This window comes from Streptomyces sp. NPDC003077 (assembly GCF_040611095.1).
In the GTDB taxonomy this organism is placed as follows: domain Bacteria; phylum Actinomycetota; class Actinomycetes; order Streptomycetales; family Streptomycetaceae; genus Streptomyces.
This window is the reverse complement of record NZ_JBEXNM010000002.1, coordinates 210,469-236,658: the sequence shown is the minus strand read 5'-3', so window position 1 is coordinate 236,658 and position 26,190 is coordinate 210,469. Positions and strand designations below refer to the sequence as shown.

The 26,190-nt window shown below is 70.2% G+C and carries 25 protein-coding genes and 1 pseudogene; 9 read left to right on the top strand and 17 right to left on the bottom strand.

Annotated elements, in window-relative coordinates; translation table 11 throughout:
• Positions 1-312: 312 nt before the first annotated feature.
• Both ABZX96_RS02355 and ABZX96_RS02350 read right to left on the bottom strand, forming a co-directional pair.
• Entirely contained in the window at positions 313-435 is a 123-nt protein-coding gene (locus tag ABZX96_RS02355; RefSeq protein WP_355536438.1) for a lasso RiPP family leader peptide-containing protein, read from the bottom strand.
• Between the two features lie 26 nt (positions 436-461).
• Positions 462-590, bottom strand: a complete 129-nt coding sequence (locus tag ABZX96_RS02350) for a lasso RiPP family leader peptide-containing protein (RefSeq protein WP_355536435.1) — start codon at positions 588-590, stop codon at positions 462-464.
• A 208-nt stretch (positions 591-798) separates the two neighbouring features.
• Here ABZX96_RS02350 and ABZX96_RS02345 point away from each other — a divergent pair, with 208 nt between their 5' ends.
• Together ABZX96_RS02345 and ABZX96_RS02340 are read left to right on the top strand one after the other, a co-directional pair.
• Positions 799-1,791, top strand: a complete 993-nt coding sequence (locus ABZX96_RS02345; protein ID WP_355536432.1) for a hypothetical protein — start codon at positions 799-801, stop codon at positions 1,789-1,791.
• Positions 1,792-2,322: 531 nt separating this feature from the next.
• Entirely contained in the window at positions 2,323-3,597 is a 1,275-nt protein-coding gene (locus tag ABZX96_RS02340; RefSeq protein ID WP_355536700.1) for an alpha/beta hydrolase, read from the top strand.
• Positions 3,598-3,696: 99 nt separating this feature from the next.
• Here ABZX96_RS02340 and ABZX96_RS02335 read toward each other — a convergent pair whose 3' ends face one another.
• Together ABZX96_RS02335 and ABZX96_RS02330 are read right to left on the bottom strand one after the other, a co-directional pair.
• Positions 3,697-3,918: a DUF397 domain-containing protein gene (locus ABZX96_RS02335; protein WP_355536429.1), complete on the bottom strand. Its 222-nt coding sequence runs from the start codon at positions 3,916-3,918 to the stop codon at positions 3,697-3,699.
• The gene (locus ABZX96_RS02330) at positions 3,915-4,178 is read right to left on the bottom strand and encodes a Scr1 family TA system antitoxin-like transcriptional regulator (RefSeq protein WP_355536426.1); all 264 of its coding nucleotides are present in this window, start codon (positions 4,176-4,178) and stop codon (positions 3,915-3,917) included. Before ABZX96_RS02330 ends, ABZX96_RS02335 begins: the two co-directional genes overlap by 4 nt.
• A gap of 100 nt (positions 4,179-4,278) precedes the next feature.
• On the opposite strand from ABZX96_RS02330, the gene ABZX96_RS02325 reads away from it, so the two are divergent.
• Positions 4,279-4,491, top strand: coding sequence for a hypothetical protein (locus ABZX96_RS02325; RefSeq protein WP_355536423.1), 213 nt, complete (start codon positions 4,279-4,281; stop codon positions 4,489-4,491).
• Here the strand turns inward: ABZX96_RS02325 and vanX are convergent.
• From vanX to ABZX96_RS02310, 3 genes are read right to left on the bottom strand one after another with little or no spacing between them, the layout of a single operon-like run.
• A complete protein-coding gene (gene vanX, locus ABZX96_RS02320; protein ID WP_355536420.1) occupies positions 4,467-5,075 on the bottom strand; it encodes a D-Ala-D-Ala dipeptidase VanX in 609 nt (202 codons plus the stop codon). The genes ABZX96_RS02325 and vanX overlap by 25 nt on opposite strands.
• Complete coding sequence (gene vanA, locus ABZX96_RS02315; RefSeq protein WP_355536417.1) at positions 5,072-6,112, bottom strand: D-alanine--(R)-lactate ligase; 1,041 nt, start codon at positions 6,110-6,112, stop codon at positions 5,072-5,074. Before vanA ends, vanX begins: the two co-directional genes overlap by 4 nt.
• Entirely contained in the window at positions 6,109-7,140 is a 1,032-nt protein-coding gene (locus tag ABZX96_RS02310) for a D-isomer specific 2-hydroxyacid dehydrogenase family protein (RefSeq protein WP_355536414.1), read from the bottom strand. The genes vanA and ABZX96_RS02310 overlap by 4 nt, the downstream gene beginning before the upstream one ends.
• A 685-nt stretch (positions 7,141-7,825) precedes the next feature.
• On the opposite strand from ABZX96_RS02310, the gene ABZX96_RS02305 reads away from it, so the two are divergent.
• Entirely contained in the window at positions 7,826-8,947 is a 1,122-nt protein-coding gene (locus tag ABZX96_RS02305; RefSeq protein ID WP_355536411.1) for a peptidoglycan bridge formation glycyltransferase FemA/FemB family protein, read from the top strand.
• Between the two features lie 180 nt (positions 8,948-9,127).
• Here the strand turns inward: ABZX96_RS02305 and ABZX96_RS02300 are convergent, their stop codons facing one another.
• From ABZX96_RS02300 to ABZX96_RS02290, 3 genes are all read right to left on the bottom strand, one after another.
• The gene (locus tag ABZX96_RS02300; protein WP_355536408.1) at positions 9,128-10,249 is read right to left on the bottom strand and encodes a HAMP domain-containing sensor histidine kinase; all 1,122 of its coding nucleotides are present in this window, start codon (positions 10,247-10,249) and stop codon (positions 9,128-9,130) included.
• Positions 10,242-10,937, bottom strand: coding sequence for a response regulator transcription factor (locus tag ABZX96_RS02295; RefSeq protein ID WP_355536405.1), 696 nt, complete (start codon positions 10,935-10,937; stop codon positions 10,242-10,244). Before ABZX96_RS02295 ends, ABZX96_RS02300 begins: the two co-directional genes overlap by 8 nt.
• Before the next feature lie 659 nt (positions 10,938-11,596).
• Positions 11,597-12,823 (bottom strand): MFS transporter, encoded by a 1,227-nt coding sequence (locus ABZX96_RS02290; protein WP_355536698.1) that lies wholly within the window; start codon positions 12,821-12,823, stop codon positions 11,597-11,599.
• A gap of 240 nt (positions 12,824-13,063) precedes the next feature.
• Here ABZX96_RS02290 and ABZX96_RS02285 point away from each other — a divergent pair, with 240 nt between their 5' ends.
• Positions 13,064-13,810 carry a helix-turn-helix transcriptional regulator gene (locus tag ABZX96_RS02285; protein WP_355536402.1) on the top strand — a complete coding sequence of 249 codons (747 nt, stop codon included), beginning with the start codon at positions 13,064-13,066 and terminating at the stop codon, positions 13,808-13,810.
• Positions 13,811-13,952: 142 nt separating this feature from the next.
• Here the strand turns inward: ABZX96_RS02285 and ABZX96_RS02280 are convergent, their stop codons facing one another.
• Together ABZX96_RS02280 and ABZX96_RS02275 are read right to left on the bottom strand one after the other, a co-directional pair.
• Positions 13,953-14,435 carry a nitroreductase family deazaflavin-dependent oxidoreductase gene (locus ABZX96_RS02280; RefSeq protein WP_355536399.1) on the bottom strand — a complete coding sequence of 161 codons (483 nt, stop codon included), beginning with the start codon at positions 14,433-14,435 and terminating at the stop codon, positions 13,953-13,955.
• A gap of 189 nt (positions 14,436-14,624) precedes the next feature.
• Complete coding sequence (locus tag ABZX96_RS02275) at positions 14,625-16,358, bottom strand: PucR family transcriptional regulator ligand-binding domain-containing protein (RefSeq protein WP_355536396.1); 1,734 nt, start codon at positions 16,356-16,358, stop codon at positions 14,625-14,627.
• Between the two features lie 307 nt (positions 16,359-16,665).
• Between ABZX96_RS02275 and ABZX96_RS02270 the strand changes: the two genes are divergently transcribed.
• The gene (locus ABZX96_RS02270; RefSeq protein WP_355536393.1) at positions 16,666-17,943 is read left to right on the top strand and encodes an MFS transporter; all 1,278 of its coding nucleotides are present in this window, start codon (positions 16,666-16,668) and stop codon (positions 17,941-17,943) included.
• Positions 17,944-18,019: 76 nt separating this feature from the next.
• On the opposite strand, the gene ABZX96_RS02265 is transcribed toward ABZX96_RS02270, so the two are convergent.
• Positions 18,020-18,688, bottom strand: a complete 669-nt coding sequence (locus tag ABZX96_RS02265; protein ID WP_355536390.1) for a class I SAM-dependent methyltransferase — start codon at positions 18,686-18,688, stop codon at positions 18,020-18,022.
• Between the two features lie 126 nt (positions 18,689-18,814).
• Here ABZX96_RS02265 and ABZX96_RS02260 point away from each other — a divergent pair, with 126 nt between their 5' ends.
• The gene (locus ABZX96_RS02260) at positions 18,815-19,510 is read left to right on the top strand and encodes a hypothetical protein (RefSeq protein WP_355536387.1); all 696 of its coding nucleotides are present in this window, start codon (positions 18,815-18,817) and stop codon (positions 19,508-19,510) included.
• Positions 19,511-19,584: 74 nt separating this feature from the next.
• A complete protein-coding gene (locus tag ABZX96_RS02255; protein WP_355536384.1) occupies positions 19,585-19,932 on the top strand; it encodes a VOC family protein in 348 nt (115 codons plus the stop codon).
• Between the two features lie 37 nt (positions 19,933-19,969).
• On the opposite strand, the gene ABZX96_RS02250 is transcribed toward ABZX96_RS02255, so the two are convergent.
• A complete protein-coding gene (locus ABZX96_RS02250; RefSeq protein ID WP_355536381.1) occupies positions 19,970-20,875 on the bottom strand; it encodes a polysaccharide deacetylase family protein in 906 nt (301 codons plus the stop codon).
• Between the two features lie 649 nt (positions 20,876-21,524).
• Here ABZX96_RS02250 and ABZX96_RS02245 point away from each other — a divergent pair.
• Complete coding sequence (locus ABZX96_RS02245; RefSeq protein ID WP_355536378.1) at positions 21,525-22,640, top strand: SagB/ThcOx family dehydrogenase; 1,116 nt, start codon at positions 21,525-21,527, stop codon at positions 22,638-22,640.
• Positions 22,641-22,818: 178 nt separating this feature from the next.
• Here ABZX96_RS02245 and ABZX96_RS02240 read toward each other — a convergent pair whose 3' ends face one another.
• The 3 genes and pseudogenes from ABZX96_RS02240 to ABZX96_RS02230 all read right to left on the bottom strand — a co-directional run.
• Complete coding sequence (locus ABZX96_RS02240; protein WP_355536375.1) at positions 22,819-23,427, bottom strand: hypothetical protein; 609 nt, start codon at positions 23,425-23,427, stop codon at positions 22,819-22,821.
• Positions 23,428-23,528: 101 nt separating this feature from the next.
• Complete coding sequence (locus ABZX96_RS02235) at positions 23,529-25,196, bottom strand: HAMP domain-containing sensor histidine kinase (RefSeq protein ID WP_355536372.1); 1,668 nt, start codon at positions 25,194-25,196, stop codon at positions 23,529-23,531.
• 170 nt (positions 25,197-25,366) lie between these two features.
• Positions 25,367-26,065 (bottom strand): annotated as a pseudogene (locus ABZX96_RS02230) (response regulator transcription factor); the annotation flags it as partial.
• Between the last annotated feature and the right edge of the window lie 125 nt (positions 26,066-26,190).

The window sequence follows — 26,190 nt, the reverse complement described above, 5'->3', positions numbered from 1 at the left end:
CAGCACGCACGGGGGCCACTTCGCCCCTCCCACACCGCCGCCCCGCGCCCCCGTCAGGCTCCGCAGCCGCCCGGCCGCCGCCCCCAGCGCCTGGCCGGCGGCCGGGCGCAGAACCCGGCCACCGCCACGCGCATCCGCCCGACCCCGAACCGCCCGGGCCCGGCCGGCCAACGACCCACCAGCCACGGACGACCCGACGTGTGCGCCACCACCTGAACCCCAGGCCGCGCACACACGAGCCGCGCCGACTCACGGGCCGCATCGGCGTCGGGCAGAACCGCGAACGACAACTCTCATGTCACGAGAGGTCCTTCATGACATGTCGCCGTAGCCTTCCGGGGCGTCCACGCCATTGCCGAGGGTGAGCTCGACGAAATCGCCGACCGCCACCAACTCGGGTGCCTGGTAGGCCATCTCGTTCTCGCGCGTTTCCATCCTCATGCTCCTCTCTCGGGGAATCCTCACCAGCCGCCCATACCCGTGTAGTTCTCCGCGTCGGGCGCGCTCTTGCCGAGGGTGAGCTCGGCGAAATCACCGACCGCCACCAATTCGGGCGCCTGGTACACGATCTCGGTCTCGCGCGTTTCCATCACCACGTCCACCACATCCCCTCTTCACCTCGCGGGCGATTCCGTCAATCACCCATTCAGCACAGAGTGACGGGACGATTACATGATGTGCATCACCCTCATGGGGGGCATGCGCGGCACTCATCCGATCAAAGGACCAACCGGGAGTGCGTGGATGCCCCTATGGGCCCCTGTGCGCCCGCGCCGCCACGCATGGAACCCACGCACCATGAGCACGACCCCTCCCAATAGCGCTTACGGGGAGGCCACCTTGACCACCGCCCACACCGTTGCCGTCACCGCCCTCCTGCGTGCGAGGAACCGGGTGCGCGGGGCCCTGTCGGTGACCGGCGAATCCGCCTGGCAGCACACGGCCATCACCTTCCAGCACCAGCTCAAAGCGACCCCCATCACCGACACCACCGTCGACCTGATCGTCCGCCTCGGCTGCCCGCCCGCCGCCGCCAACTGCGTCAGGCCCGCCCTCCAGCACGTGGAAGCCCTCGTCTACCGCGCCGACCTCAGCTACGAAGACCACCAGCGCCACCACACCGCCCCCGACACCACCTGGCGCCAGGGCATCGACGCCATCCTCGACGCCTACGAGCTCACCACCGACACCGCCCTGACCGGCGAACTCGACGCCCTCGACGCCTACTTCGACCTGGAGACCCGGATCGTCCGCGGCCTCGAAACCCTCACCGACGACCTCGTCCACGCCACCTGCTACCAGCGCTCCTCCCACATCCGCTTCCTGGCCCGGCTCGCCCACCACCTCGCCGGCATGCCCGCCGACGAGGAGTTCCTGCGGCTTGCCGCGCACGTCTTCGCCCGGGACGAGATCACCGCCGACCGTGTCACCTACGAAAGCGACCTGGCCGAGGACTCCTTCAACACCGTGCGCCTGCACGCCATGCTCCACGGCCCGCAGGGCGCCGCCGACGCCCAGCGCGCCCTGTGCTCCCGAATCCTGGGCGACCTGGACACCGGCCTCGCCCAAGCCGACCGCCCCACCCTCCTGCGCTTCGCCAACGCCTACCTCCCCCGCCTCACCCGCCGCAGGAAACACCGCTACGCCGCCGACCCCCGCCCCCGCCCGCTGTACCGGCCCGTCCCGCTCGCGCTCCTGCGCCACCACATCCGCGCCCAGGTGCCCACGAGCGCACGGCTGACCCCGGTACCCATCCCCGAGCCCTTTCCCGAACCGCGCCAGCGGGCCTGATCGCGACGGCAGATCTGATCGCGACGGCAGACCTGACCGCGACGGCAGACCTGACCGCGACGGCAGGTCTGATCGCGAGGGCAGATCCGACTGCGACAGCAGGCCTGACCGCGACTGCGCCGCTCCCCGGGCCTCACCCGGCCTCACCGGGCTTCACCGGGCCTCTCGGACCTCCCCGCCCGGCGCCGAGAAGCCGATCACCCGCATGGCCGAAAATCTTGGGCATCCGACGGCACCCGTGCAGGAGACTGCGGAGACCCTGACGGAACCTGCCGGCTCCGGCTTGCGCCTGCGAAACGGTCGGACCTGCCCTTCCACAGGGTCGTTGAGCAGCGGCTTCGCCATCCTCCCGGAAACGCGGGGCAAACCCCCGGCACGGCGGAAGCGCGGTGCGAATCACCGGCGTCAGAGATTCATGAGGGGAGAGCCATGGTCGGTAAGGGAGCGCGAGGCAATGGGCGTGCGAACGGAGCTTGCGCGCCGGCGCGCGGGTCCGCCGACGACATCACCGGAGGTCAGGGCGTGATCGGGATGACCCGGCGGGCCGTCGCCAGATCCGCCGTGCTGGGTGCCGGTGCCGCGTTCCTGTTCGCCGGCGGGGGAGGCGTCGCACGGGCGGCGGGGGACGCGGACGGGGTTCCTTCGGCGCGAACGGCGAACGGCGCCTCGCCCCGGGACCCGGACGGCTTCGTCCTGGAGTTACCGGCGCCGACCGGCCCGTACCGGCTCGGCGCGACCACGCTCTACCTGGTCGACACGGAGCGCAACGACCCGTGGGTCGATAAAACACGGCCCCGCGAACTGATGATCAGCGTCTTCTACCCCGCCCACACGGTGCGCGGCTATCCCGTCGCCCCGCAGATGACCCCGGACGCCGCGGCCGTCTTCGAGGTCCTGGACACCACCACCCTGCACCGGGAACTGCCCGACACCGGCGTGGCCTGGGCCGCCACCCGAACCCACGCCCACACGGGCGCGCCCGCGCTGCCCGTACGGCGACCGGTGCTCCTCTACACCCCGGGCGGCGGCGACCCGCGCACACTCGGGACCGGTGTGGCCGAGGAACTGGCCTCCCACGGACACGTGGTGGTCACCATCGACCACCCCGGGGACGCGTCCGAAGTGGATTTCCCGCACAAGCCGCCCGGCCCTGAGAAGATCCGCACGACGGTGTTCCGGGACGACCCCCGGACGAATCCGCGGCTCTTCCGCACCATGATCGAAACGCGGATCGCCGACACCCGTTTCGTGCTGGACCAGTTGGAGGCGCTGGCGGCCGGACGGAACCCCGACGCGACGGGCCACCCGCTCCCCCGGCACCTCGGCCGCGCGCTGGACCTGCGGCGGGTCGGCGTCTACGGCCACTCGGCCGGTGGGACGACCGCGGCGCAGACGCTGTACGACGACGATCGCGTCAGCGCGGCCGTCAACATCGAAGGCTTCCTGGACCACCCGCCCCAGGCACCCGGCCAGGAAGGGGAATTGTTCCCCGTGGCCCGCGACGGCGTGGACCGACCGCTGCTCCTGCTGGGCTCCTCCGGCTTCCTCGGGAAGCGGGAACTGGAACGCTCCTGGTCGGCCGCGCTCGCCCATTCGGGAGGACACGCCCACCGGCGCGAGGTCGGGGACGCCGATCACTGGACGTTCACGGATTACGGGGCACTGGTGCCCCAGTTGCAGGCTGCCGGGCTGATGACGGCCGACGAGCGGAAGAAGATGGTCGGCACGATCGAACCGGCGGTGTCGGTGCCGCTGGTGCGCGGGTACATGCGCGGGTTCTTCATCCGGCACTTGCGGCGGCGCTGAACGGCTCGTCCCCCTCGTACAGAACGACCCGGGGGCGGAGAACAACCCGGGGGCGGAGAACGATGTCCTCCGCCCCCGCTGGGCAACCTTTCTCTCGTATCACGCCGGAAAGCCGTCCCCGGAGAGGACGCCGATGAAGCCCGCCCACTCCTCGGCGGGGAAGACGAGGCGCGCGCGGCGGGGATTCTTGCTGTCCCGTACCGCGTAATGCGCTCCGGCGAGCTCTGCTATCTCCACGCAGTCGCCTTGGGCACCGCTGTACGAACTCCTCCGCCACGCTAATTGATCGTCAGGGAGGCGGAATTCACGGGGATTCCTCATGTGAGTTCCTTCGCGAGTCGGGCCATCAGATCGCGCGAAGGCCCGATGTCCAGCGCGGCGGCTCGCATCAGGTCGAACGCACGACTGTAGTGGGCCACGTCTTCCGGGCGTTCGAGGTAGAGGCTACTGGTGTGGCTCTCCAGGTACACGACGTCGAGGTCGTCCCGGACGGGAAAGCCGAGGATGCGGAACGGCGCCGGCATTCCCGCGTGGTATTCCGTTACGGATGCGCTCGTTCGGTTGTATGCCCCCCTCGACAAGGAGACGTCGATGTCCCCTGCCCGTCAGCCCGCACCGCAGCCACCGACCGGCCACTCAGGCACACAGGTGAGCCATCGATTTCCGCGTCACCCACGCAGCGTGGGCCGTTCCCGCGACGTGCTGCGCGCGCAGTCGGCGGCCTGGAACATCGACGAGGACGTGTGCGACGCCGCGGTGCTGTTGCTGTCGGAACTCGTCACCAATGCCGTGCGGCACGCCGCACGACCGCCCCGTCGTTCCGGTCCGGGCCTCCCCACGGGCAGACGTGAGCGTGAGGGGGGCTCCCATCAGATGACGGGAAAGTCGAAATAGACATCCGTGTATGGCTCGCTTTTCAGCGTGTAGTGCCACCACTCGTAGGGGTAGCGAGCGAATCCGCAGTTCTCCATGATGGAGCAAAGGCGCTCGCGGTTTTCCGCTTCGACGGGCGTTATTCCGCTTGCTCCGTGATGTGAGATCGGGTCCATGAGGTCGTGGTCGCCGCCCATGCGGGCGTTTTCTCCGGTGGCGAGGTCGTAGAGCGTCAAGTCGACGGTGCTGCCGCGGCTGTGGCCCGACTTGGCGGCCACGTACCCCTTGTCGAAAAGCTCGGATCGGTCGAGATTGGGGTAGTGGCGCTGCTTCGTCCGGCCGTCCTCCGGCTGTTCCGACCAGCGCAGGAAGCAGTCGACGGCGCGTTGCGGACGGTATCCGTCCCAGACGAGCAAGCCGAAGCCGAGGGACGCGGCTTCGGCTTGCGCTTGCCCCAGGGCCGCGCACAAAGCTCTGGTGCCGACTATCCGATTGGCCAGGTAACCGTCCACCGGCTTTCCGGTGAAGTTGTCCCCGGTGGCGTACTTGGCATCCCACCGGATGCCGGGCACCAGCTCGTCCAGATATACGAAGTCGTCGTTCATCGCTTTTCCCGGTGCAGGGTCATGGACACGAGCCGGTCGATCACGTCGGAAAGTGGTAGTCCCGCGGCGGCCATCATCCGGGGATAGCGGCTGTAGGAGGTCATGCCGGGCAAGGTGTTGACTTCGTTGAGTACCACCTGGCCGTCCTTCTTGAGGAACATGTCCACGCGGGCAAGGCCCCGGCAGCCCAGTGCGCGGTAGATGGTCCTGGCGCTCTCCTGGACGAGCTGGCGCGATTCTTCGGAGATGTCGGCGGGAACGACGAACGTCGAGTTCTCCGAGCCCTCCTCGGGTGCGTCCTCCTGGTGGATCCGGAAGAATCCGTGGGAGAGGGCTACGCGGTCCACCTCGCCCACGATCGGGGCGGAGGGTTCCCCCAGGATCGCGCAGCCGACCTCGCTCCCGGCCACGGCCTCTTCGATCAGGACCTTCGAGTCGTACTGTCGTGCGGCGTCCAGCGCACTCGGCAAGTCCTCTTCCCCGGCGACTTTGCTGACGCCGAAAGACGAGCCCGAACGGGCCGGCTTCACGAAGACCGGGTAAGGAAGCCGGCCGGCGTCGACCGCCCCGTTCCCCGATACCACCCGGAAATTCGGCGTGGCGATTCCCGCGCTCCGGGCGACGGTGTAGGTCAGGGATTTGTCCATGCATAGGGCGGAGCTCTGGACATCGCAGCCGACATAGGGGAGGCCGGAGAGCTCCAACAGGCCCTGGATCGCGCCGTCTTCGCCGAGCGTGCCGTGCAGAAGGGGCAACACGAGGTCCAAACGGACCTCTTCGCATCGCCCCCGCTCCAGGACGAGCAGTCCGTGGACGCTTCGGTCGGGTGACAGCACGACCGGACGAGCGCCGCCGTTCTCCCAGTCCGCGCCGGGGGAGTCACAGAGCGTCCAGGCACCGGACCGCGTAATGCCGATCCAGTACGGTTCGTACCTGTCGGTGTCGAGGTTCTTCGCGACCTCCTGGGCGGACTTGACGGAGACGGGGTGCTCTTCGGAAGCGCCCCCGAAGACGACACCGATCTTCAACCTGTTCATGTTTTTCCGCTTTCGAAGTCGAGGCAGTTGACGAGACTGTTCCTGACGGTGTCACTCAGCGCATGGTCGGTGTAATAAGCCGTATGCGGGCTGATGAACACATTCGGCAGCTCTTGCAGTCGCAACAGCGAGCGGTTCTCGATGGGCTTGTTCCGGCGGTCGGCGTAGAAGATTCCTTCTTCGCCGTCGAGGACGTCCAACGCCGCGCCGCCCAATCTGCCGCTCTCCAATGCCGAAAGAAGCGCTTCGGTATCAATGAGCGCCCCGCGTCCGGTATTGACGACGAACGCGCCGTCTTTCATCTGCTCGATACGTCGGCGGTCGAGGAGATGGCGGGTTTCCGCGGTGAGCGGGGTGTGGAGCGTGACGATGTCGCTGCGCCGAAGCAGCTCGTCGATCGGCGCGTGACCGGCGGAACTCTCGGGGCGATTGTCGCAGGTCAGCACGCGGCAGCCGAAGCCTCGCAGCCGGTCGATGACCGCTGTGCCGATACGCCCCGCGCCGACCACTCCGACCGTCAGGTCCCGCAGCTCTTTGCCGCGCGTCTCACTCAGCCGGTAGTCATGGGCGTCGACGCGACGGATGATGGCCTTCGCGTGGCGCACGGCCATCAGCATCAGCATCAGCGTGTAGTCGGCAACACTGTCGGGAGAATACGCCACATTGCCGACGGAGATGCCGACGCTCTCCGCGTAGCCCACGTCGATGTGGTCGTATCCGGCGCTTCGTGTGGAGAGATACTCCACACCGGCGCGGCTCAGCGCGAAGAGCGCGGCCCGGGTGACGTGCGTCTTGTGGCCGACGCTGACGGACCGATTCCCGACTGCCAGGTCGATATTGGCTTCGGATAACGGTTCGTTCGTGATGGTGGGCACCACGCCGTAGCGAGGCGCCATTTCCCGGAAGAGAAGGGCTTCGTCCCGCTCGCATCCGTACACCGTGATTCCCGTTGTCGAGACAGCACGTGAGGACGACGCCGGGGCTCGGGTGCGGCGCACCGCCGCTCGTATCGCTCCGCTGGAACTCATGCCGTCCAGAGAAGAGGGGGCGGCGTTGCCGACGCGTATGCGTTTTTTGATACGCCGACGATATGGGTGTCGCCGGCCGCTGCAAGCGCAGGGTGATGCTCGTTTCTTGACCTTCAAGGACGCGTCCCCGGTCCGCGGAGGATTCCGGTGCGGTGAATGCGGGATACGTCGCCGTGTCGCGTCGCCCTCAGAGCTCCGGGCGATCCGGAAGCGAGACTCGAATGGGTAGGCAACGGTGCTGCCGCGCCTGACGCCCACAGTCGATTCCGCAGGTGAAGCCGACGCGGCCGGCCGGCCACATCCATGCTTTCGCGAGGCGGCGGCCGGCACCATATCGTCGGCGTATCGAAAATCGCATATGCGCCGGCAACACCACGTTCATTTGACTGGACGGCATGAATTCCGGCCAGCCGATCTCCGCCGTCCTCCACCTCGCCGGTCCGCCCCCGCTCGCCGCCATGGCGAGCGGCCGGTTGCCGCCGACGGAGCCGGAGCGCGGGCCACGGCGCGGGCCGACAACGCCGCGGCCGTCGCGTGGCTGCGCGGTCGGCTCACCGCCGGCGACGTGGTGCTCGTCAAGGCCTCCCGCGGGGCGCGCCTGGACGAGGTCGACGCCGCGCCTCGCGTCCGGTGCCCACGACGCGCCGGCAGATCGACCCATGGACGACAGGTAGGAGCAGCGGCTGTGGCTTTTCGGATACGGACCATCACGGCGAGCGATCACGCCGCGTTCAACGCGGCCCGACCCGCGGTGAGTTTCCTGCAGACCCCGGCCTGGGCGTCGGTGAAGAGCGAGTGGGGGTCGGAATCGCTGGGCTGGTTCGACGACCACGATCGACTGGTCGGCGCGGGCTTGGTGCTGTATCGGCGGCTGCCCGGGCTCAAGGCGTCGCTGGCGTACCTGCCCGAAGGGCCGGTGATCGACTGGGCCTCGGACGATCTGGCCGGCTGGCTCCGCCCGTTGGTGGACCACCTGAAACGCTCCGGCGCCTTCGCCATACGCATCGGTTCGACGGCGGTGGCCCGCACCTGGAGTGCCGCGACGATCAAGGCCGCGATCGCCGACCCGGGGATGATCAGGCTCGGCGACGTACCACCGGACACGGTCGGCGACGCCGCCGCTCGGGCACGCGTCCAGCTCCGGCATCTGGGCTGGCGTCCGCCGAAAGCAGAGGGAGCGGGATTCTCCGCCGGGCAGCCGCGCTGGGTTTTCCAGGTCCCCTTGGCCGGCAAGGACGAGGATCAACTACTGAAGGGCATGAACCAGCTCTGGCGGCGCAACATCAAGAAGGCCGGCAAAGCGGGCGTCATCGTGACCCAGGGCGGTGTCGAGGACCTGCCGGACTTCTACCGGGTCTACGTCGAGACCGCGAAACGTGATCACTTCGTCCCGCGGCCGTTCGGCTACTTCCCGGCCATGTTCGAGGCGCTGCTGGCCGAGGACAAGGATCGGATCCGGCTCTACCTCGCCCACCACGAAGGCGACCTCGTCGCCTCCACCATCTGGATCCGGGTCGGAGAACACGCCTGGTACAGCTACGGCGCCTCCGCCACGGCCAAACGGGAGGTACGCGGCTCAAACGCCGTGCAGTGGAAGATGATCACTGACGCGCTGGCTGCCGGATGCACGGTCTACAACCTGCGCGGCATCACCGACACCGTCGACGAGAACGCCCCGCACCTGGGCCTGATCCAGTTCAAGGTCGGCACCGGTGGCGAAGCCGTGGAGTATCTCGGCGAATGGGACCTGCCGCTGAACCGCCTGCTTTACAAGGCATTCGACGTCTACATGTCCCGTCGAGGCTGACGTATACGGGTCCGTCTGCGTGTGCGTCTGCATGTCCCGTCGAGGCTGACGTCTACAGGTCCGTCTGCATGTGTGTCTGCATGTCCCGTCGAGGCTGACGCGTACAGGTCCGTCTACAGGTCCGTCTACAGGTCCCGTCGAGGCTGGGGCGGCCGTTCCCCTGTGGGGTCCGGACGTGCGTCAGGCATGATCGCCCTCTGTTCGTGCGTGCGCCGACGCGGCGGGTAGTCGCACCGTGACGCGGAGCCCGCCGGCGGGGCGGGGGGTGAGGGTGAGGGTTCCGTCGTGTGCCTGGACGATGCTTTTGACGATGGCCAGGCCGAGGCCGACGCCCGCGTGGCCGGTGTGCAGGCGTTCGGTGCCGCGCTGGAACGGCTCGGTGAGTGTCGAGACCCGCTGTGGGGTGAGCTTCTCGCCGGTGTTCTCGACGGTGAGCACGACCGTGTCGGGGCGGGCGCTGGTACGCACCCATACGATGCCCTGTTCCGGCAGGTTGTGGCCGATCGCGTTGTGCAGGAGGTTCGTGGCCATCTGCAGCAGGAGTGCCGGTGAGCCGATGGTGGTGCTCGTGTCGCCGGAGGTTTCGATGGTGACGCCGTGCCTTTCCGCCAGGGGGAGGAGTGTTTCCGTGGCTTCTTCCGTCAGGAGGGACAGGTCGACGGGTTCCCTGGTGAATGAGCGCTGGTTGGCGCGGCTGAGCAGGAGCAAGGCTTCGGTGAGGTCGATGGCTCGGGTGTTGACCAGGCGGAGGCGCTCGACCAGCTCGCAGGTGTCGTGGTGCGGATCGTTGCGGGCCACGTCGAGAAGCGCCTGCGTGACCGCCAGCGGGGTGCGCAGTTCGTGCGAGGCGTTGGCCGCGAATCGCTGCTGTTCGGCGACGTGGGCTTCGAGCCGCGCGAGCATGGTGTCGAAGGAGTCGGCGAGTTCGCGGAACTCGTCTTGGCGGCCCGGCAGGCGGATCCGGTAGGAGAGCGGTCCGTTCGCCACCCTGCGGGTGGCGTCGGTGATGCGAGTCAGCGGGGTGAGCATCCGGCCGGCCAGGATCCACCCGCCCACCAGACCGAACACCAGCAGGAACGCCAGCACGAGGATTCCCGCCGGGGCGAAGACGACCGGGCCGAAATTGGTGGGGTCGAAGACGCGTCGGAAGTCGGACAGCTCGGGGATGCTCGGGCTTTTCGACCTTCCGCGCAGGAGGAACAGCCACACGGCGGCGAGCAGCAGGGCGCCCGCGATCACGAGGAATCCGGCGTAGCTGAGGGTGAGCTTGAGGCGGACGCTGAGCCCTTGACGCCTATCCATGCTGCGCGCCCCGGTCATCGGTGTCCGGGCCCGTGTCGATGCGGTAGCCGACGCCGGCCACGGTGGCGATCAGCCAGGGTTCGCCGAGGCGTTTGCGCAGGGCGGAGACGGTGATGCGCACGGCGTTGGTGAACGGGTCCGCGTGCTGGTCCCAGGCTCGCTCCAGCAGCTCTTCCGCGCTGACGACACCGCCTTCGGCGGCGACGAGGACTTCGAGCACGGCGAACTGTTTCCTGGTGAGCGGGGTGTAGCGGCCCTCGCGGTAGACCTCGCGGCGGAACGGATCCACGCGCAGGCCCGCGATCTCTCGCACCGGTGGCCTGGTGTGGGCGCGCCTGCGGTCGAGGGCTCTGAGCCTGAGCACGAGTTCGCGCATGTCGAAGGGTTTGGTGAGGTAGTCGTCGGCGCCGAGCGCGAACCCGGTGGCCTTGTCGTCGAGCCGGTCGGCGGCGGTCAGCATGAGGATCGGCGTGCCGCTGCCGGAGGCGACGATGTGTGCGGCGATCTCGTCACCGGTCGGTCCGGGGATGTCCCGGTCGAGGACGGCGATGGCGTAGGCGTTGACGCTCAGCAGTTCCAGAGCGGTATCACCGTCACCGGCGATGTCGGCCGCGATCGCTTCCAGGCGCAGCCCATCGCGGATGGCCTCTGCCATGTAGGGCTCGTCCTCGACAACCAACACGCGCATGGCCTGATGCTACGAGCCGGTGCCATATCGCCGGCATATCGAAAACCGGATACGGGCCGACAACTTCACGCCCCCTTGTCTGGAGGCATGAACGAACCACACGCCCACCCGACCGATGGCAGGAACGAACCACACACCCACCCGACCAGTGGCAGGAACAAACCACACACCCACCCGACCGATGGCAGGAACGAACCACACGTCATCCCGCCTCGGCCCCGTGACCGGCTGTTCGCCGTACTCGCGGTGGTGCTCGCCGTGCTTCTGCTGCCCGTCGCGTTCGTCCGCCGTCCCGGCCGCGCCCGTGAACTGGCCTGCCGCTGGGCGCTGGGGTGCCGGTTTCCCGCCGAGGATCTCACCGGGCTCACCGATGGTGCCAGGGCGGCGTTCACCGTCGCACGCACTGAGGCGCTCTGGGGCCACGGGCAGCTCATCGGCCTCACCTCCGGATACCGCGACCCCCTCGTCCAACAGCGGTTGTTCGACAAGGAGGTCCGCCGCAACGCGGCATCGCGGCAAGCCCGCAGGCGCCTGGCCTGTTCCTGCTCCGCCCGGACTCGGAGACGGAGGCGCAGGCGGACCCAGTCGCCGCCACGTCCTGGGCATGGGTTTGGGACTGGGCCTGGCCTGGGCCTGGACGGGAAAGCCGGGAGCTCCGGTCACTCAGCTCCGACCGGGCGCCTGGCCAGCAGAGCGATCGTCGGCCAACGGCCCGCTCCCCGACGGCGACCGACGGTCGGCCGGCGCCTCACCCCGGCCGTTTCGAGCGCCGCGGGCTCCTTCAGCGTCCGCAGCAGGAGCCACCCGAGGGCCGGCAGGACGATCAGCGGCGCGAGGGCGGTCCGCAGTGAGGTGGCGTCCGCGAGGGCGCCGATGAGCGGGCTGGCGATGCCGCCGATGCTGACGGTCAGGCCCAACGTGACGCCACTCGCGGTGCCCACGCGCCGGGGCAGGTAGTCCTGGCCGAGGGTGATGTGCAGGGAGAAGGGCACATACAGGCCGGCCGAGGTGAGGGCGACGCACCCGTACAGGAGCGGTCCGGGGACGAAGACCACCCCGGCCACGGCGAGAACCGTCAAGGCGTAGGACCACTGGACGACCGGGACCCGGCCGTAACGGGCGGCGAGCTTTCCGCCGGCCACGGTGCCCACAGCGCCCCCGAGGTAGAGCACGAACAGCGCTGCCGTACCGGCGACCTCTCCCCCGCCCGTGCGCTCGGGCACGTACAGCGAGACGAACGCGCTGAGACCGACGAAGACGATCGAACGGCAGACGATGGCCCCCGACAGCTTCAGGAAGGAGCCCCAGTCGTCCCGGCCCACCGCTTGGTCTGCGCGGGCGGTCGCCGATTCCGCGGGGGCCTCGATCCCCCGCAGTGCGGCCCCGCACAGCGCCGCACCGGCCAGGGCGGGGACGATCAGCAGGGGCGAGGCGTGCAGGCCGCCGGTGGCGATCACGGCGGCGACCATCAGGGGCGCGAGGGCGAAACCGACATTGCCCCCGAGCGAGAACCAGCCCATCGCCGTATGGCTGCCGCGGCTCGCCTTACGTGCCACGCGGGCGGATTCGGGGTGGTAGGCGGCGACGCCGATCCCGGACACCGCCACGACCGTCAAGGTCAGCTCGTACGAATCGGTGACGCCGGCGAGCGCGACCCCGGCCCCGCCGAGCAGCGTGCTCACCGGCAGCAGCCACGGCATGGCCCACCTGTCGGTCAGCGCCCCGAACAGCGGCTGCACGACGGACGACAGGAGGGACGCGGCCAGGACGATGCCGGAGGCGGCGGCGTAGGTATAGGCGCGCTCGGAGACGAAGAACGGCACCAGGGCCGCCACCGCTCCCTGATAGATGTCCACACAGGCGTGCCCGAGGGACAGCAGCGTGATGGGTCGCCGGGTACGGCGTTGGGGGAGGTGATGTGGTGGTTGGTCGGTTGCCTGGTTGGTTGCCTGGTCGGCTGTCTGGTCGGCTATCTCGTCGGTTGCCTGATCCGTTGACTGGTTCGTTGGTTGGCTCGTGAATTGGTTCGCGGATTGGCTCGTGGATTGGCTTGTTGGTTGGTTCGTTGGCACCGACTCATCGTCGTCACCGTGTGGTCCAGCGTGCTTCCGATAAAGTGCCAATGTATGTCGGAAATCCGCCACACGCCCGAAGCGCCCACCAGCATCAAGTCGCTGGCTCCCGGGGAGCGCATCGACGCCCACCGCCACGACGGCCACCAGATCATTTACGCGGGTTCGGGGGTCGTGGCCGTGACCACCGACGCCGGGACCTGGTTCGCCCCCGGCACCCGGGCCATCTGGGTCCCCGCCGGTTGCGTCCACGCCCACCGTGCCCACGGCCACCTCGCGCTGCACCTGCTCGGCCTGCCGCCCGACACCAATCCCCTCGGCCTCGACACCCCCACCGTCCTCGCCGTAAGCCCCCTGCTCCGCGAACTGTTCCTCGCCTACACCCGCGGCCCCCACGACGAGACTCCCGAGCGGCTGCGCCTGCGCGCCGTCCTCCTCGACCAACTGCGCGCCTCGCCCCAGCAACCCGTCCAGCTCCCGGCGCCCACCGACCCCCGCCTCGCCACCGTCTGCGACTTCCTGCGCCGCGACCCCGCGGACCCGCGCTCCCTGTCCGCCCTGGCGTCCGCGGCGGGCGCCGGCGAGCGCACCGTCAGCCGCCTCTTCCGCCAGGAGCTGGGCATGACCTTTCCCCAGTGGCGTACACAGCTCCGCCTGTACCACGCCCTGCGCCTGCTGGCCGACGACGTACCGGTGACCACGGTCGCCCACCGCTGCGGGTGGGCCTCCACCAGCGCGTTCATCGACGTCTTCCGCCGGGCCTTCGGGTACACGCCGGGTACGCACAACCGGCGCTGCTGAACACGGTGGGGGATGGGTACCGGGATGGTTACGCCCCGGGGTCGGGCTCCGGTTCGGCGTCGGTAAGAGGTCGCGCGACGCCTTGCCGGGTCTTGCCGGGTCTTGCCGGGTCTTGCCGGGCCGGGCGAGTGAGGTCCGAGGCTCAGTTCCTCGTCGGTGCCGGTGTCTTCGGGGGCCCGGCCGGGTGCTCGGGTTCGAGTACGAAGACCGGGATCACGCGGTCGGTCTTCTCCTGGTACTCGGCGTACGGCGGATACGCGGCGACCGCGCGCCGCCACCACTGGGCCTTCTCGTCCCCGGTGAGCTCACGGGCCACCATGCCCCGGCGTTCGGGGCCGTCCTGGAGGTCCACCCGCGGGTCGGCCTTGAGGTTGAAGTACCACTCCGGGTGGCGCGGGAAGCCGGCCTTCGAGGCCACCGCCGCGTACCGCCCCTCGTGTTCCACGCGCATCAGCGGAATCTTGCGAATCTTGCCGCTCTTCGCGCCGCGCATCGTGACGATGACGACCGGCAGGCCCGTGTCCCAGAGCGTGGTGCCCTGGGTGCCGCCCGAACTCTCGTACAGCTCGACCTGTTCGCGGATCCACTGCGCCGGACTCGGCTCGTACTCGCCCTCAAGAGGCATCGCATGCACCCCGTTGCCGTGTACGGATGGTGTCGGGACAGTTCGACGGTCCAAGAATCCGGCAGTCCAACAGTCCGGCACAAGCCTCGTACGAAGTGGCGGACGTGCGACCGCTCCAACTGGGCCGGGCGGTGCGGGCGCGCTCGCCGAGGCGCCCTTCCGGCGAGAGCTTCTCCCGCCTCGCCCAGGTCAGGACTCGACCGGCACACCGCCGATCCCCTTTCCGTTCGGATACTCCCCGAGGGCCTGTACGGCGAGGAAGAGGTCCACCACGTCCTCGGTGCGGCCGAGTTCCCGGCCGGTGAGCTGCTGGAGCCTGGCGAGTCGTTTGCGCAGCGTGTTGACGTGGACGTGCAGGGACGCGGCTGCCGCTCCCCAGGCGAGCCCCGAGTCCAGGAAGGCGCTCAGGCTCCGGAGCAGTTCGCTGCCGTGCGCCCGGTCGTACGCCAGCACCGGGCCCAGCACGGCCTCGGCGAAGTCCTGACGGGTGCCGGCGTCGAGCAGGTCCAGCGCCAGCCGGTACGACCCGGCGTCGGTGAAGGACACCACCCGTGATCCGTGCTGGCGCCGCCACGCCGTCTTCGCCGCTTCCCTGGCCTGGAGGAGGCCGCGGCGGAGTTCCTGGTGGCCGTGAGCGATGCGGCCGATGCCGATCGCCGGGCGTTCTCCCTTCGCCGGCCGTTCTCCCTTCGCCGGCCGTTGTCCTTTCGCCGGCCGTTCTCCTTGTCGTACGCGCGGGGGCCGTTCCAGTGCCGCGGCGAGGTCTTCGGCCAGGGCTTCGGCCAGGGCCTCGGCCAGGGCTCGTACGTCGTCCTCGTCGTCGTCCTCGTCGTCCTCGTCGTCGTTCTTCCGCAGACCCACGATGGCCACCAGGTCCCGGTCACCGCTCGGTACGACCGACGGGAGTCCCCGCGCGAGGAAGAAGCGGGTGACGGTCGTGGGTGTGGCCGTGGCGTGTTCGAGCGGGCCGGTGAGGAGGGAGAGGACGGCCAGCGGGCCTTCCGGGTCGATGCCGAAGGAGCGCAGGCGCGGCGCCAGTTCCTCCGCGCGACGCGGGCCGCCGAGGATCATGTCCAGGACCTCCCCGGCGAATCGCATTTCGAGGGCGGAGAGGGCCCGTTCGTGGGCGAGTTCGACCGTCAGCAGGCGGGCGGCTTGTTCCAGCGCGTCCCACTCCGCCTGCTGGATGCGATCCGGCCTGCGTCCGTAGAGCACGGCGTGATCCGGGCCGCCCGCGCCCTGCTCCCGGATCGGGAACACGGTGGCTTCCGTCCCGTCGGACAGTTTGATCGAACTGGTCGAACGGTCCCGGGTCCTCGCGGTGGCCGCTCCGTCCGACGACGCCCTCTCGGCCACCCGGCGCGCGTCAGCCGCCGGGAGCTCCCAGCGCACTTGCCGCACGACCGCGCCCCAGCCGTCGACCAACGCCACCGGAACCCCTTCCGGCCCCGACAGCGCCGCCAGCACCCCGAGCGCGCCGCGCCCCGCCGACATGGCGTTGGTCAGGGCGTCGCTGCGGCGCAGCGCGTCCAGGAGCTGCCGCTGACGGCGATCCGCCTGGGCCGTGGCGACGAAGTGGGTGACGGCGACGAACGGAACCTCGACCGGCAGCCGGAGCAGCGGGAACCGGGCGGTGCGACAGGCCGCGACGAGTGCGGGCGGGATCTCCGTCCGCGCGGTCCGCAGGCCGAAGACGAGGCCGATCGCCCCCGCCGTGACGAGCGAGCGCACGAACGCGGCGGGTTCGGCCTGAGGCAGCCACAGCCCGTTGGTGAGCACCAGCTCGCCCTGCCGGACGTACGCCTCGGGCTCGGGCAGTTCCGTGACGTGCGCCCAACGGACCTCCGCGTCCAGATCGCCGGTCCCGGCCACCGCCTCCAGCCCCAGCGACGGCCGGCCGAGCAGGTCACGGATGCGCAGCACGGTCACACCTCATCGAGTTTCGGGGGTTTCGGTCGGCCCTCATGCCCTCATGCCCTCATGCCCATCGGGTTTCCGGGTCTTCGGTCGGCCCTCGCCCACCAGGGGCCACGGTGAACTGAATCAACGTCCGTCCCGCCGGACATGTTTCCGGGGCGGGACGGAACGGGAGGGGGCGGGGCGGGATCAGGAACCGCGGTGGAGAGCGGTGGAGAGCGCTGGAGAGCGGTGGAGAAACGCACACCGTCGGCCCCGATCGGTGGTCGGCTGGACACTGTCCGCCCGCCTCCCGGGCTGATCGGATCGCCTTGTGCCTCCTTCGCAGACCACCCCGCCCACGCCTCCTTCCCGAAACACCCCGCGCACGCCTCCTTCCCGGAACACCCCACCCACGCCTCCTTCCCGGACCACCCCGCGCGCCAAGACGGCGCCGACGCTGTTCACCCGGCCCTTGGCGGCCGTGCTGCTGTGCACGTGGAGCGGGTTCGCGGGCTTCTACTTGCTGCTGCCGACGGTGCCCGAGTACGCGGCCGAGGCCGGTGGTCAGCGCGCCGCGGGACTCGTCACCGGCCTCCTGATGTCCGCCACCGTCGCGGTGCAGCCGGTGGTGCCCCGGCTCCTGGCGCGCATCGGCTACCGAGCCGCGCTCGTCGTCGCCATGGCCCTGCTCGGTGGGCCCGTGCCGGTGCTCGTCCTCACCGGCGATCCCGTCGTGGTCGCCATCTGTTCCCTGTTGCGCGGGGCCGGGTTCGGGGTGTTCGTGGTGGCCGGGAGCGCCGCCGTGGCCGAGCTGTCGCCGGAGGACCGGCGTAGCCGGGGAGCCGGCTGGTACGGCGTGGCCACCGGCCTCGGGGGCGCGATCGGTTTGCCCTTCGGCGTCTTGCTGACCCACGAGTTCGGGTACCGGGTGATGTTCGTCGCCGGTGCGGTGGCTCCCGCCTGCGGATTGCTGGCGGCCCTCGGCGTCATCGCTCCCCGCCCGCGACGCGTACGGCGGACGCGCGTCCTGACCGGGCTGCGGCAGCCGGCGCTCCTGCGGCCGTTCGTCCTGCTCACGGCGGGGACCATGGCCGCCGGGACGGTGATGACCTTCCTGCCGCCGGCCGCTCCCCGGGAGCCGGTGTGGCTGTCCCCGGCGGCCCTGCTCGTCTTCCAGCTCGCCCTCACCGGCAGCCGCTGGCTGTCCGGGCGGCTCGGCGACCGCTTCGGGAACCGGATGCTGCTGCCGCCCGCGGCCCTGATCACCGCGATCGGCGCACTCGGCGGCACGGTGACCGGCCATCTCCCCGCCCTGCTCGTGCTGATGCTGGTCTTCGGCCTCGGTTTCGGCGCCCTTCAGAACGCCACGCTCGTCCTGATGCTGCACCGCGCCGGGCGCCCCGGCTTCGCCGTCGCCGGGGCGCAGTGGAACCTGGCCTTCGACGCGGGGCTGGCGCTGAGCGGGTTCTGCGTCGGCACCGTCGTCCAGTACGCGGGGTACCCGGCGGGCTTCGTCGCCGCTGCCGCCGTCCTTCTCCTGGCGGTCTTCGTCGCGCTGGGGGACGTGCGCGCGGGAGGGCGCGATGGTGGCGGGGACGGCCGGGCGTGAACCCACCCCCAGCACGCACCAGCCCCGCTCCCGACTTGTGCGCTCGTCCTCCCCGGCCTACACGTCCGTCCCCGCCCTACGCATCCGTCATCGGCTTGCGCGCCATCAGGAAAGCCTGTTGTGTCCGCTCCGGGAAGGGGCCTTCCGTCTCGGGCTCGCGCAGCGTCCGGGCGCGTACGTCGAAACCGGCCTGGCCCAGCAACTCGGCGATGTGTTCCGGCTGCCGCCGGTGGAAGTCGAGGGAGACGGTGTGGCCGAGCGCCTCCGACAGGTGCAGGACCCCGTCACCGGCCTGGAACGCGAGCAGCAGATGGCCGCCGGGGACGAGCACCCGGCGGAACTCGGCGAAGACCTCCGGCAGCCGTTCCACCGGGACGTGGATGATCGAGTACCAGGCCATGAGGCCACCGAGGGACTCGTCCGGCAGGTCCAGAGCCAGCATCGAGCCGACGTCGAACCGCAGACCCGGGTGCCGCTTCCGGGCCGCCGCGATCATCCCCGGCGACAGATCGACGCCGAACACGGACAGCCCCAGTCCGTGCAGGTGCGCCGTGACACGACCGGTGCCGCACCCCACGTCGGCGACCGGCCCGGCCTCGGACGCCCGCACCGTTTCGGTGAAGGCGGCGAGTATCGCCCGCTCCAGCGGTTTGGTCTCCAGTTCGTCGCGGGTCCACTCGGCGTAGTCGTCGGCTATGGCGTCATATCCGGCACGGGTGGCATGGAGGAAGTCTGTTTCGGTCACGGTGGCGCACCCTATCGCCACTGATCAGACACCGGTCGGAGAAGAGATGATCTGTAGGGGGCCATGCCGACGGCTCACGCCTCCGGTTTATCGAATATGCGTTCGTATTCGTGAGAGGATCACTCCATGCCCCCCTCCATTGAGCTTCACCACACCCGCGACGCGGCTCCCGACCATTGGCCCGACGACCGCACGGTCGCGGTCGCCATGGAGCGCGACGGCGAGTCGGTCACCGGCTCCGTCGCCCTGATCGACCTGGGGGCCGAGGACCCGGATCTCAGGTTCGTCGCACTGCCGGAGGGCACCGGCGAGACCCTGGCACCACTGATGCGGGCGGCGGCACGGGTCGCGCGCGAGGCCGGCGGCACCGTACTGCGGTGGGTCGCGGAGACCGACGGGACGGAGCCGCAGGCCGTGGCGGAACTGGGTGCCCGCCAGGGCGACGAGGTGTACCGCTGGTGGCGGCGCGACCTGCCCGCCGCGCACCTGCCCGCCGCCGGGCCCGCGGTGTCGGAACTGCCCGCCCCGGATGGCACCGCCTTCCGGCTCGGCCTCGACGACGCCCTGTTCGACGTGGAGGTCGACGACCGTACGGCGATCCTCACGCACAACCGCGAACAGGAAGGCACCACCGCCGAGCTCACGGAGCTGACCGCCGCGGTGGTGGGCAAGGTGTCCGCCGAACATCCCGGGGTACGGACGGCCCAGACCCCCACCGACCCGCACGACGACACGTTCCACGCGGCGCTGACCGCCTGCGGCTTCTCGCCGACCGAGCGGCGGGCCGTGGAGTACCACCTGCCGCTCACAGCCCAGGCGTAGGCGAGGGTGGCTGTGCCGTAGCAGCACTTGCAGCAAAGATCACTGAGGCAGATTCGTTTCCCCGGGAGTCGTCGATGGCCGTTCGTCGTGTGGTGCCCAACATCCAGACCGGGGCCGCGCAGGAGAGCCGGGAGTTCTACGGCCTGCTGGGCTTCGAGGAGGTCATGAACCACGGCTGGATCATGACGCTCGCCTCCCCGTCCGGCCCGGCGGCGCAGATCAGCTTCATGTCCGGCGACAAGACCGCCCCGGTCACGCCCGATATGAGTATCGAAGTGGACGACGTGGACGCGGCCTACGCGGCCATGCGGGACAGCGGTGCGGAGATCGTCCACGCCTTGCGGGACGAGGAGTGGGGCGTCCGGCGGTTCTTCGTCCGCGACCCCAACGGGCGGGTGGTCAACGTGCTGGGCCATCGCTGACGGCACCCGTTCCGCCTGCGCGTCACCCGTTGCCCCGTTACCGGTCCGCAGCCGCCTCCGCCTCCGTCTCCGTCTCCACCTCCGTCCCCATCTCCCGCGCGTAGTGCTCCGCGATCTCGTCGCTGGTCGTCAGCCAGACCCCGGGGTGGTTCGCGACGTATTCCAGCGCCTGGTCCAGGTACTTGTGCCGGAAGGGCTGGTTGATGACGAACGGGTGCAGGACGAGCGACATCACCCGGCCGCTGTGCTCCGACTCCGCGTAGAGCTGGTCGAGTTGGTCCTTGACGATCTGGACGAAGTCCGGGCCGCTGAGGCTCTTGCCCACGAACAGGCTGATGTCGTTGACCTCGATGGAATACGGGACGCTCAGCATCCCGGGCACGTTCAGCGGGTACGGCTGGTCGTCGTTGGCCCAGTCCAGGACGTAGCTCAGGCCGAGTTCGGCGAGCAGTTCCGGGGTCCGGAAGGTCTCGGTGAGCGCCGGGCCGAGCCAGCCGCGCGGGCGGTGGCCGGTGGTCCGCTCGATGGTGGCGATGACGTCCTCCAGGTAGGCGCGCTCCTCGTCGGGCGTCATGTCGGCCTGGAAGATCGAGTTGTTCTTGCCGTGCGCGATCCAGGCCCAGTCCCGGTCCCGGCCGGCCTGGATGATCTGCGGGTAGCGGTCGCCGACGTCGGAGTTGAGCATCACGCTCGCGCGCATCCCGTGCCGGTCGAGGCTGTCGATCAGCCGCCAGATGCCGACCCGGGGGCCGTAGTCGCGCCAGCCGTAGTTCAGCGGGTCCGGCGCCAGTCCCGCGGTGCCCGGGAAGATGCTCGTCGAGGGGCGGTCGACCTGGTAGTGCTCGACGTTCAGGCCCACGTAGAAGGCGATGCGGGCGCCGCCCGGCCACTGGATGGGCGCGCGGTCGACGATCGGGCTGTAGTCGAAAAGCTGGTTGTCCATCGTTCCCACCTCGGGACTGCGGTGTGCTGCGTTTTCCTGAGATGCATGCTCGAACCTTCGCATTAGTGTGAAGGTCAAGGCGGACCGTTGTGTGCCGCGTCACATTCATGCCGAGGGAAGCCGCCAAGGAACGCGGCTCTCGCCCCACCCGTCACGCAAACGGCGCCTTCCACGCCGCCGCGGCGACCCGTGCGACCTCCCGCGCGGCACGCCCGCCCCGGTGCGTCCGTATGCAAGGTGGCGCTCACTTTTACGCGGGCAAGTCCGCTAACGACGCGCATGTCACTGATGGAGTGGTTTGGTGCTGAACCTCTTGTATGCGGTCTTTTGGTGCGCGGTGATGGTGGGGCACGTCATCACCACGCGCACATCGGGAGGAGGTGACAACTCATGCGGAAGATCTCGATGCAGGCACAGACGGCTCTCCGGGCCGACCGGCCGAGCACAGGCGGGCAGCGCTACCTGTGGCGCTACCACAGCGCCTGATCCCAACGGTGGGGCCGGGGCCCTGGCCGAGCCCCGGCCCCACCTCGCCCGCCGCGCCTCACTCCTCCTCCGCCGCGCCTCACTCCTCCTCCGTCCCGCTCCTCTCCCGTCCCCCCTCCCCCGTCCGCTCCTTCCTCCCTCTCCGGACCCGCTGGAGTCCCCCATGCGCCTGCGCCGTTCCCGCTCCCTGACCTGTTACTGGCACGACGGCCTCTTCGTCGTCCACCCCTATCCTCACGGCACCCCGACCTCGCTCCACCCGGCGGCGGCGGAGATCCTGGCCGCGTTCGACGACTGGATGACGCCCGCCGAGGCGGCCAAGACCCTCGACCACCTCACCCCCGACACCGTCGACGAAGCGGTGCTCGCCCTCTCCGACAGTGGCGCGCTGCTGGCCGAGGACAGCCAGGAGGCCCGGCGGGACGAGGACATCGCCCGGCACTGGGGCAGTTGGTCCCCCGAGGCGTCCTTCCTCCACTACGCCACGCAGGACGTGTACGAGGAGAAGCCGGAGGAGATCAACACCGGCGAGGCCCTGAAGCTGGACACCGACGAACTCCCGGCCCTCTTCACCAGCTACCCCGACGCCCCGCGGCTCCCCCTCCCCCGCCGTCCCCTCGACCTGAACGCCCCCTACGCACAGGTCCTCTACGACCGCCGTACCGTCCGCGACTTCACCCGTGAGCCCGTCTCCCTGGAGACCCTGGCCACCCTGCTCTCCACGGTCTTCGGCCCGGTGGACTTCATCGACTGCGGCCGGGGCGGACTCTTCCGCCGTACGAGTCCCTCCGGAGGTGCCCGCCAGGAACTCGACGTCTACGTGGGCGCCCTGAACGTCAACGGCGTCGACCCCGGTTGGTACCACTACAACGGCCTCCAGCACTCCCTGGAACTCCTCACCGAGGGGTTCACGCCTGAGGAGGCCGCCAACCTGTGCGCCGACCAGTCCTGGGGCGGCGGCGCCGCGTTCCTCGTCCTCCTCGCCGCCCGGCTGGAGCGGATGAGTGTGAAGTACCCCACGCCGCGCTGCTATCGCGTGTCCCTGCTCAACGCCGGGCACCTGGGCCAGACGTTCGCCCTCACCGCCACCGCCCTCGGCCTCGGGCCCGCCCAGACCGGCGCCTTCAACGACAGCCGCCTGGCCGCCCGCTGCACACTCGACAACACCGGCCAGACCCCCCTCTACGTCCTCGCCGCCGGCCACCCCCACCCCAAACCCGAGGACGCGCCGCCGCCGGCGACGGTGGAGACGTTCCGGGAGACGCGGTTGGAGGGGTGAGGATCGGGGCTCGGGCGCGGGGGCTCGGTAGTTGTGCCTGAGGGATCGGGTGCGGATGGTTTTCCGTAAGTACCTGATCGATCGGTGCGGGTAGTTGCCCGGAGGCATCCGATCGATCGGGGGCGGACGGTCGCCCGGAGGCATCCGATCGATCGGCACCTCGCCGCGAGCGGTCCCCTCACCTGGCGGGAGACACATTGCCGGAGGCGTTGCAGCGGACGGTCCAGGGGGTGCCGGGGCCGACGCCGTTCTCGTGGAAGCGGATGTCGACCGCCGTGGGGGGCCTGCCGCCGGGTACGTCGGCATGGGCGGCGGTGCAGGCGAGCTGGCTGACCGCCACGACCTCGATCTCGCTGATCCGCATCGGCACGTACACATCGACCCGCCCCGTACCGGCGGTGGCGACGAGTTGGCCCCTCATGGGCGGAACCTCGCTGATCAGGCCGCGTTCGCGCTCCGTCTCGGTGGGGCCCTCCATGAGGAGGTCTAGCGCCTGCTGCGGGGTGAGGGCGCGGTCGACGGGACGGGAGACGGCGCGCACACCGTACGGGCCGACGAGATACAGCCGCGCGGAGTGCGCCCGCGCACCCGGCTCCTGGATGCCGGAGGCGGGGCCGCCGGCCCGGATCAGGCCGGTGCCGCCGATGCCGCATCCCGCCGTCGCCCCGATGAGGACGAGCAGCAGGAGGAGGAGGCCAGCTGGGTGGAAGGGGTTCGTCGGGCGGGCTGGGTGGGCGAGGACCGTCGGGCGGGCCGGGTCACGTTGGAGCGTTCCCCGGTGGGGCATTCTCTGTCGGAGCGTTCCCCGGTGGGGCGCTCCCTGCCGGACCGTTCCCGGTCGGACCGTTCCCCCTCGGACCGTTCCGCGAGGCCGGGCTGACGGTGCGTTCATCGCTGCTCCTCGTCCGGTCGGCGCTGGTCGAGCGGCAGGCGGATGGTGAAGACGGCGCCGCCGTGCGGGGCGTTCTCGGCGGTGAGGGTGCCGCGGTGGAGCCGGACGTTCTCGCGGGCGATGGCCAGGCCGAGGCCGCTGCCTTCGGAGCGGGCCCGGGCGGCGTCGGCCTTGTAGAAGCGGTCGAAGACGCGGGGCAGGACGTCCTCGGGGATGCCGGGCCCCTGGTCACGGACCTCGATGACGAGTTCCCCGCCGGGCTCGGCGGCCCCGCGCACCCCGGGCTCGGCGGCCCCGCGTTCGGCTGGCCTGCCCACCCCGCGCGCGCCGCCTTCGTCCGCCCCGGGCCCGTCACCCTCCGCGCCTTCCCGGGCGGTGGTCCGGGCCCGAACACGGACCGGTGCGCCGCCGTGGCGCAAGGCGTTGCCGACCAGGTTGGCGAGGACGACGTCCATCCTCCGCGGGTCGACGCGCACGCGGAGACCGGACGGCACCTCGGTGACCACCTGGTCCGGGCTGTCCCAGCCACGCAATTGCAAGGTCTTGTGGACGGCGGTACGCAGATCGACGTCATCGGGGTGCAGGGCGGCGGCGCCCGCGTCGAAACGGGAGATCTCCATGAGGTCCTCGACCATCCGGGAGAGTTTGCGGGTCTCGTCGCTGATGAGCAGGACGGCATCGGCGGTGTCGGGGGGCAGGGTGCCGGCGTGGGCGTCCTCGTCGAGCACTTCCGTGACGGCGGACATGGCGGCGAGCGGCGTGCGCAGTTCGTGCGAGACATCGGCGGCGAAGCGGCGCGCGTTGGCCTCCAGCCGTCGCAACTCGGTGTCGTTCTCCTCCAGGGAGGTGGCCATGGAGTTGAACGTGCGGGTCAGGTCGGCCAGTTCGTCGTGACCGGTGACGGTCAGGCGGGTGTCGAGCGCGCCGGAGGTGATCCGTTCCGCGGCCGTCCGCAGATTCCGTACGGGCCGGAGCAGCCGGCGGGCGGCCAGCAGCGCCGGGACGACGGCGAGTGCGAGCGCGGGGATGGCACCGGCCTCGGCGGCGGTGACCAGGGCGGAGATGTCGGCCGCGTCCTCCCGCAGCGACACCTCGGCGTAGACGGTGAGCCCGGAGGCGGTGGCGGAGTGGGCTGGGGTGGCGGATGGGGAGGAGCCGGTGTCGCGGGCGGTGCCCTCGCTCGCGTAGGTGACGGGCATGCCGATGGTGAGCCGGGGGGCTCCGTCGTGTTCGGTGCGCTGGTAGACGGTGGCGTTCTGTTCGGTGACGGCCGCGCGCAGCGCGTCGAGGCGGGGGCGGGGGGTGCCGTCCCGCGGATGAGGCGAGGTCACGAAGGGGCCGTCGCGGTAGGCGGCGGCGGTGCGCCACTCGCGCGAACCACCGGCCTGGTCCAGTTGCCGGACGAAGTCCCGCAGGTCCTGGGTGGTGGGCGGGAAAGGCAGGTCGGGGGCGAGCGAGCCGACCTGGGCGCGCAGGTCGTGCACGGCGGTGTTCTGCGTACGGTCGAGAATCCCCTCGCGGGCCTGGCGGAAGGTGAGTGCGGCGGTGATCAGGGCGCTGAACGCCGACACGACCAGGAAGGCGACGATCAGACGGGCCCGCAGGCCACGGGGAAAGAGCGGCCCGGAGGGAAGCCGGAGGCGGCGGCGCGGTGGGGGGATCATGCGGGGGAGGTGGGGGGTGTGGGGCCGGACGCACTCGCCTCGGGACTCCCTGCCCCTGACGGGCCCGCCTCGGGGGACCCCTCTCCCGGCCCACCGGCTCCAGGTCCACCCGCGCCAGGCCCACCCGCGCCAGGCGGCGTCGCCCCCGCTGCTGGCGACGTCGCCGCCGGGACCGGGCCGAAGCGGTAGCCGAAGCCGCGCACCGTCTGGATGTAGACGGGACGGCGCGAGTCGTCCTCGACCTTGGCGCGCAGCCGCATCACGCACGCGTCGACCAGGCGGGCGTCGCCGTAGAAGCTGTGCTCCCAGACCTGTTCCAGAAGTTGCTGGCGGCTGAAGACCTGGCCGGGGGCGCTGCTCAGGAAGAGCAGGAGTTTCAGTTCGGAAGGGGCCAGGACGAGTTCCCGACCGTTCTTGGCGACCATCAGACCGGCCCGGTCGACGGTGAGCGCGCCGTGGGTTTCCCGTCCATCGGACTGCCGGTGGCTGTCGGGCGGGGTCTCCGGCCCGACGACGCGCCGCAGCACCGCCCGCATACGGGCCTCCAGCACTTCTCCCCCGGCCGGTTTGACGATGTAGTCGTCCGCTCCGGCCTCCAGGCCGACGACCATGTCGATATCGTCGCCGCGCGCCGAAAGGATGATGATCGGAACCTGTTGGGATTCGCGGATACGCCGGCACACCTCCAGTCCGCTCATTCCGGGAAGCATCAGGTCGAGCAGGACGAGATCGGGGCGTGCCCGTTCCAAGGACAGCAGGCCGGTCTCGCCGCTTCCGGCGATTTCCACTTCATGGCCACGGCGGCGCAGCGCGAGCGCGACCCCTTTCTGTACGGCGGGATCGTCTTCGATCAGCAGAACTCGTGACATGAGGCTGTGTTCGTCTCCGGTTTTCCGAGCGGCGCCATTCCTCGGACACGGGCAGCGCTTCACGGTCGAGGCTTCGCGGTCGGGTCTTCGCGGGCAGGGCGTAACGGGCAGGCTTTACGGTCAAG

Excerpts from the sequence above, each read along its gene's own strand:
- ABZX96_RS02240 (WP_355536375.1), bottom strand. The coding sequence starts at position 23,427 with ATGCCCCACCGGGGAACGCTCCAACGTGACCCGGCCCGCCCGACGGTC.
- ABZX96_RS02350 (WP_355536435.1), bottom strand. The coding sequence starts at position 590 with ATGGAAACGCGCGAGACCGAGATCGTGTACCAGGCGCCCGAATTGGTG.
- ABZX96_RS02260 (WP_355536387.1), top strand. The coding sequence starts at position 18,815 with ATGCCCCCCTCCATTGAGCTTCACCACACCCGCGACGCGGCTCCCGAC.
- ABZX96_RS02335 (WP_355536429.1), bottom strand. The coding sequence starts at position 3,918 with ATGAGGAATCCCCGTGAATTCCGCCTCCCTGACGATCAATTAGCGTGG.
- ABZX96_RS02300 (WP_355536408.1), bottom strand. The coding sequence starts at position 10,249 with ATGGATAGGCGTCAAGGGCTCAGCGTCCGCCTCAAGCTCACCCTCAGC.
- ABZX96_RS02250 (WP_355536381.1), bottom strand. The coding sequence starts at position 20,875 with ATGGACAACCAGCTTTTCGACTACAGCCCGATCGTCGACCGCGCGCCC.
- ABZX96_RS02285 (WP_355536402.1), top strand. The coding sequence starts at position 13,064 with ATGTCGGAAATCCGCCACACGCCCGAAGCGCCCACCAGCATCAAGTCG.
- vanX (WP_355536420.1), bottom strand. The coding sequence starts at position 5,075 with ATGAACGACGACTTCGTATATCTGGACGAGCTGGTGCCCGGCATCCGG.
- ABZX96_RS02255 (WP_355536384.1), top strand. The coding sequence starts at position 19,585 with ATGGCCGTTCGTCGTGTGGTGCCCAACATCCAGACCGGGGCCGCGCAG.
- ABZX96_RS02345 (WP_355536432.1), top strand. The coding sequence starts at position 799 with ATGAGCACGACCCCTCCCAATAGCGCTTACGGGGAGGCCACCTTGACC.
- ABZX96_RS02295 (WP_355536405.1), bottom strand. The coding sequence starts at position 10,937 with ATGCGCGTGTTGGTTGTCGAGGACGAGCCCTACATGGCAGAGGCCATC.
- vanA (WP_355536417.1), bottom strand. The coding sequence starts at position 6,112 with ATGAACAGGTTGAAGATCGGTGTCGTCTTCGGGGGCGCTTCCGAAGAG.
- ABZX96_RS02310 (WP_355536414.1), bottom strand. The coding sequence starts at position 7,140 with ATGAGTTCCAGCGGAGCGATACGAGCGGCGGTGCGCCGCACCCGAGCC.
- ABZX96_RS02235 (WP_355536372.1), bottom strand. The coding sequence starts at position 25,196 with ATGATCCCCCCACCGCGCCGCCGCCTCCGGCTTCCCTCCGGGCCGCTC.
- ABZX96_RS02245 (WP_355536378.1), top strand. The coding sequence starts at position 21,525 with ATGCGCCTGCGCCGTTCCCGCTCCCTGACCTGTTACTGGCACGACGGC.
- ABZX96_RS02340 (WP_355536700.1), top strand. The coding sequence starts at position 2,323 with ATGACCCGGCGGGCCGTCGCCAGATCCGCCGTGCTGGGTGCCGGTGCC.
- ABZX96_RS02280 (WP_355536399.1), bottom strand. The coding sequence starts at position 14,435 with ATGCCTCTTGAGGGCGAGTACGAGCCGAGTCCGGCGCAGTGGATCCGC.
- ABZX96_RS02355 (WP_355536438.1), bottom strand. The coding sequence starts at position 435 with ATGGAAACGCGCGAGAACGAGATGGCCTACCAGGCACCCGAGTTGGTG.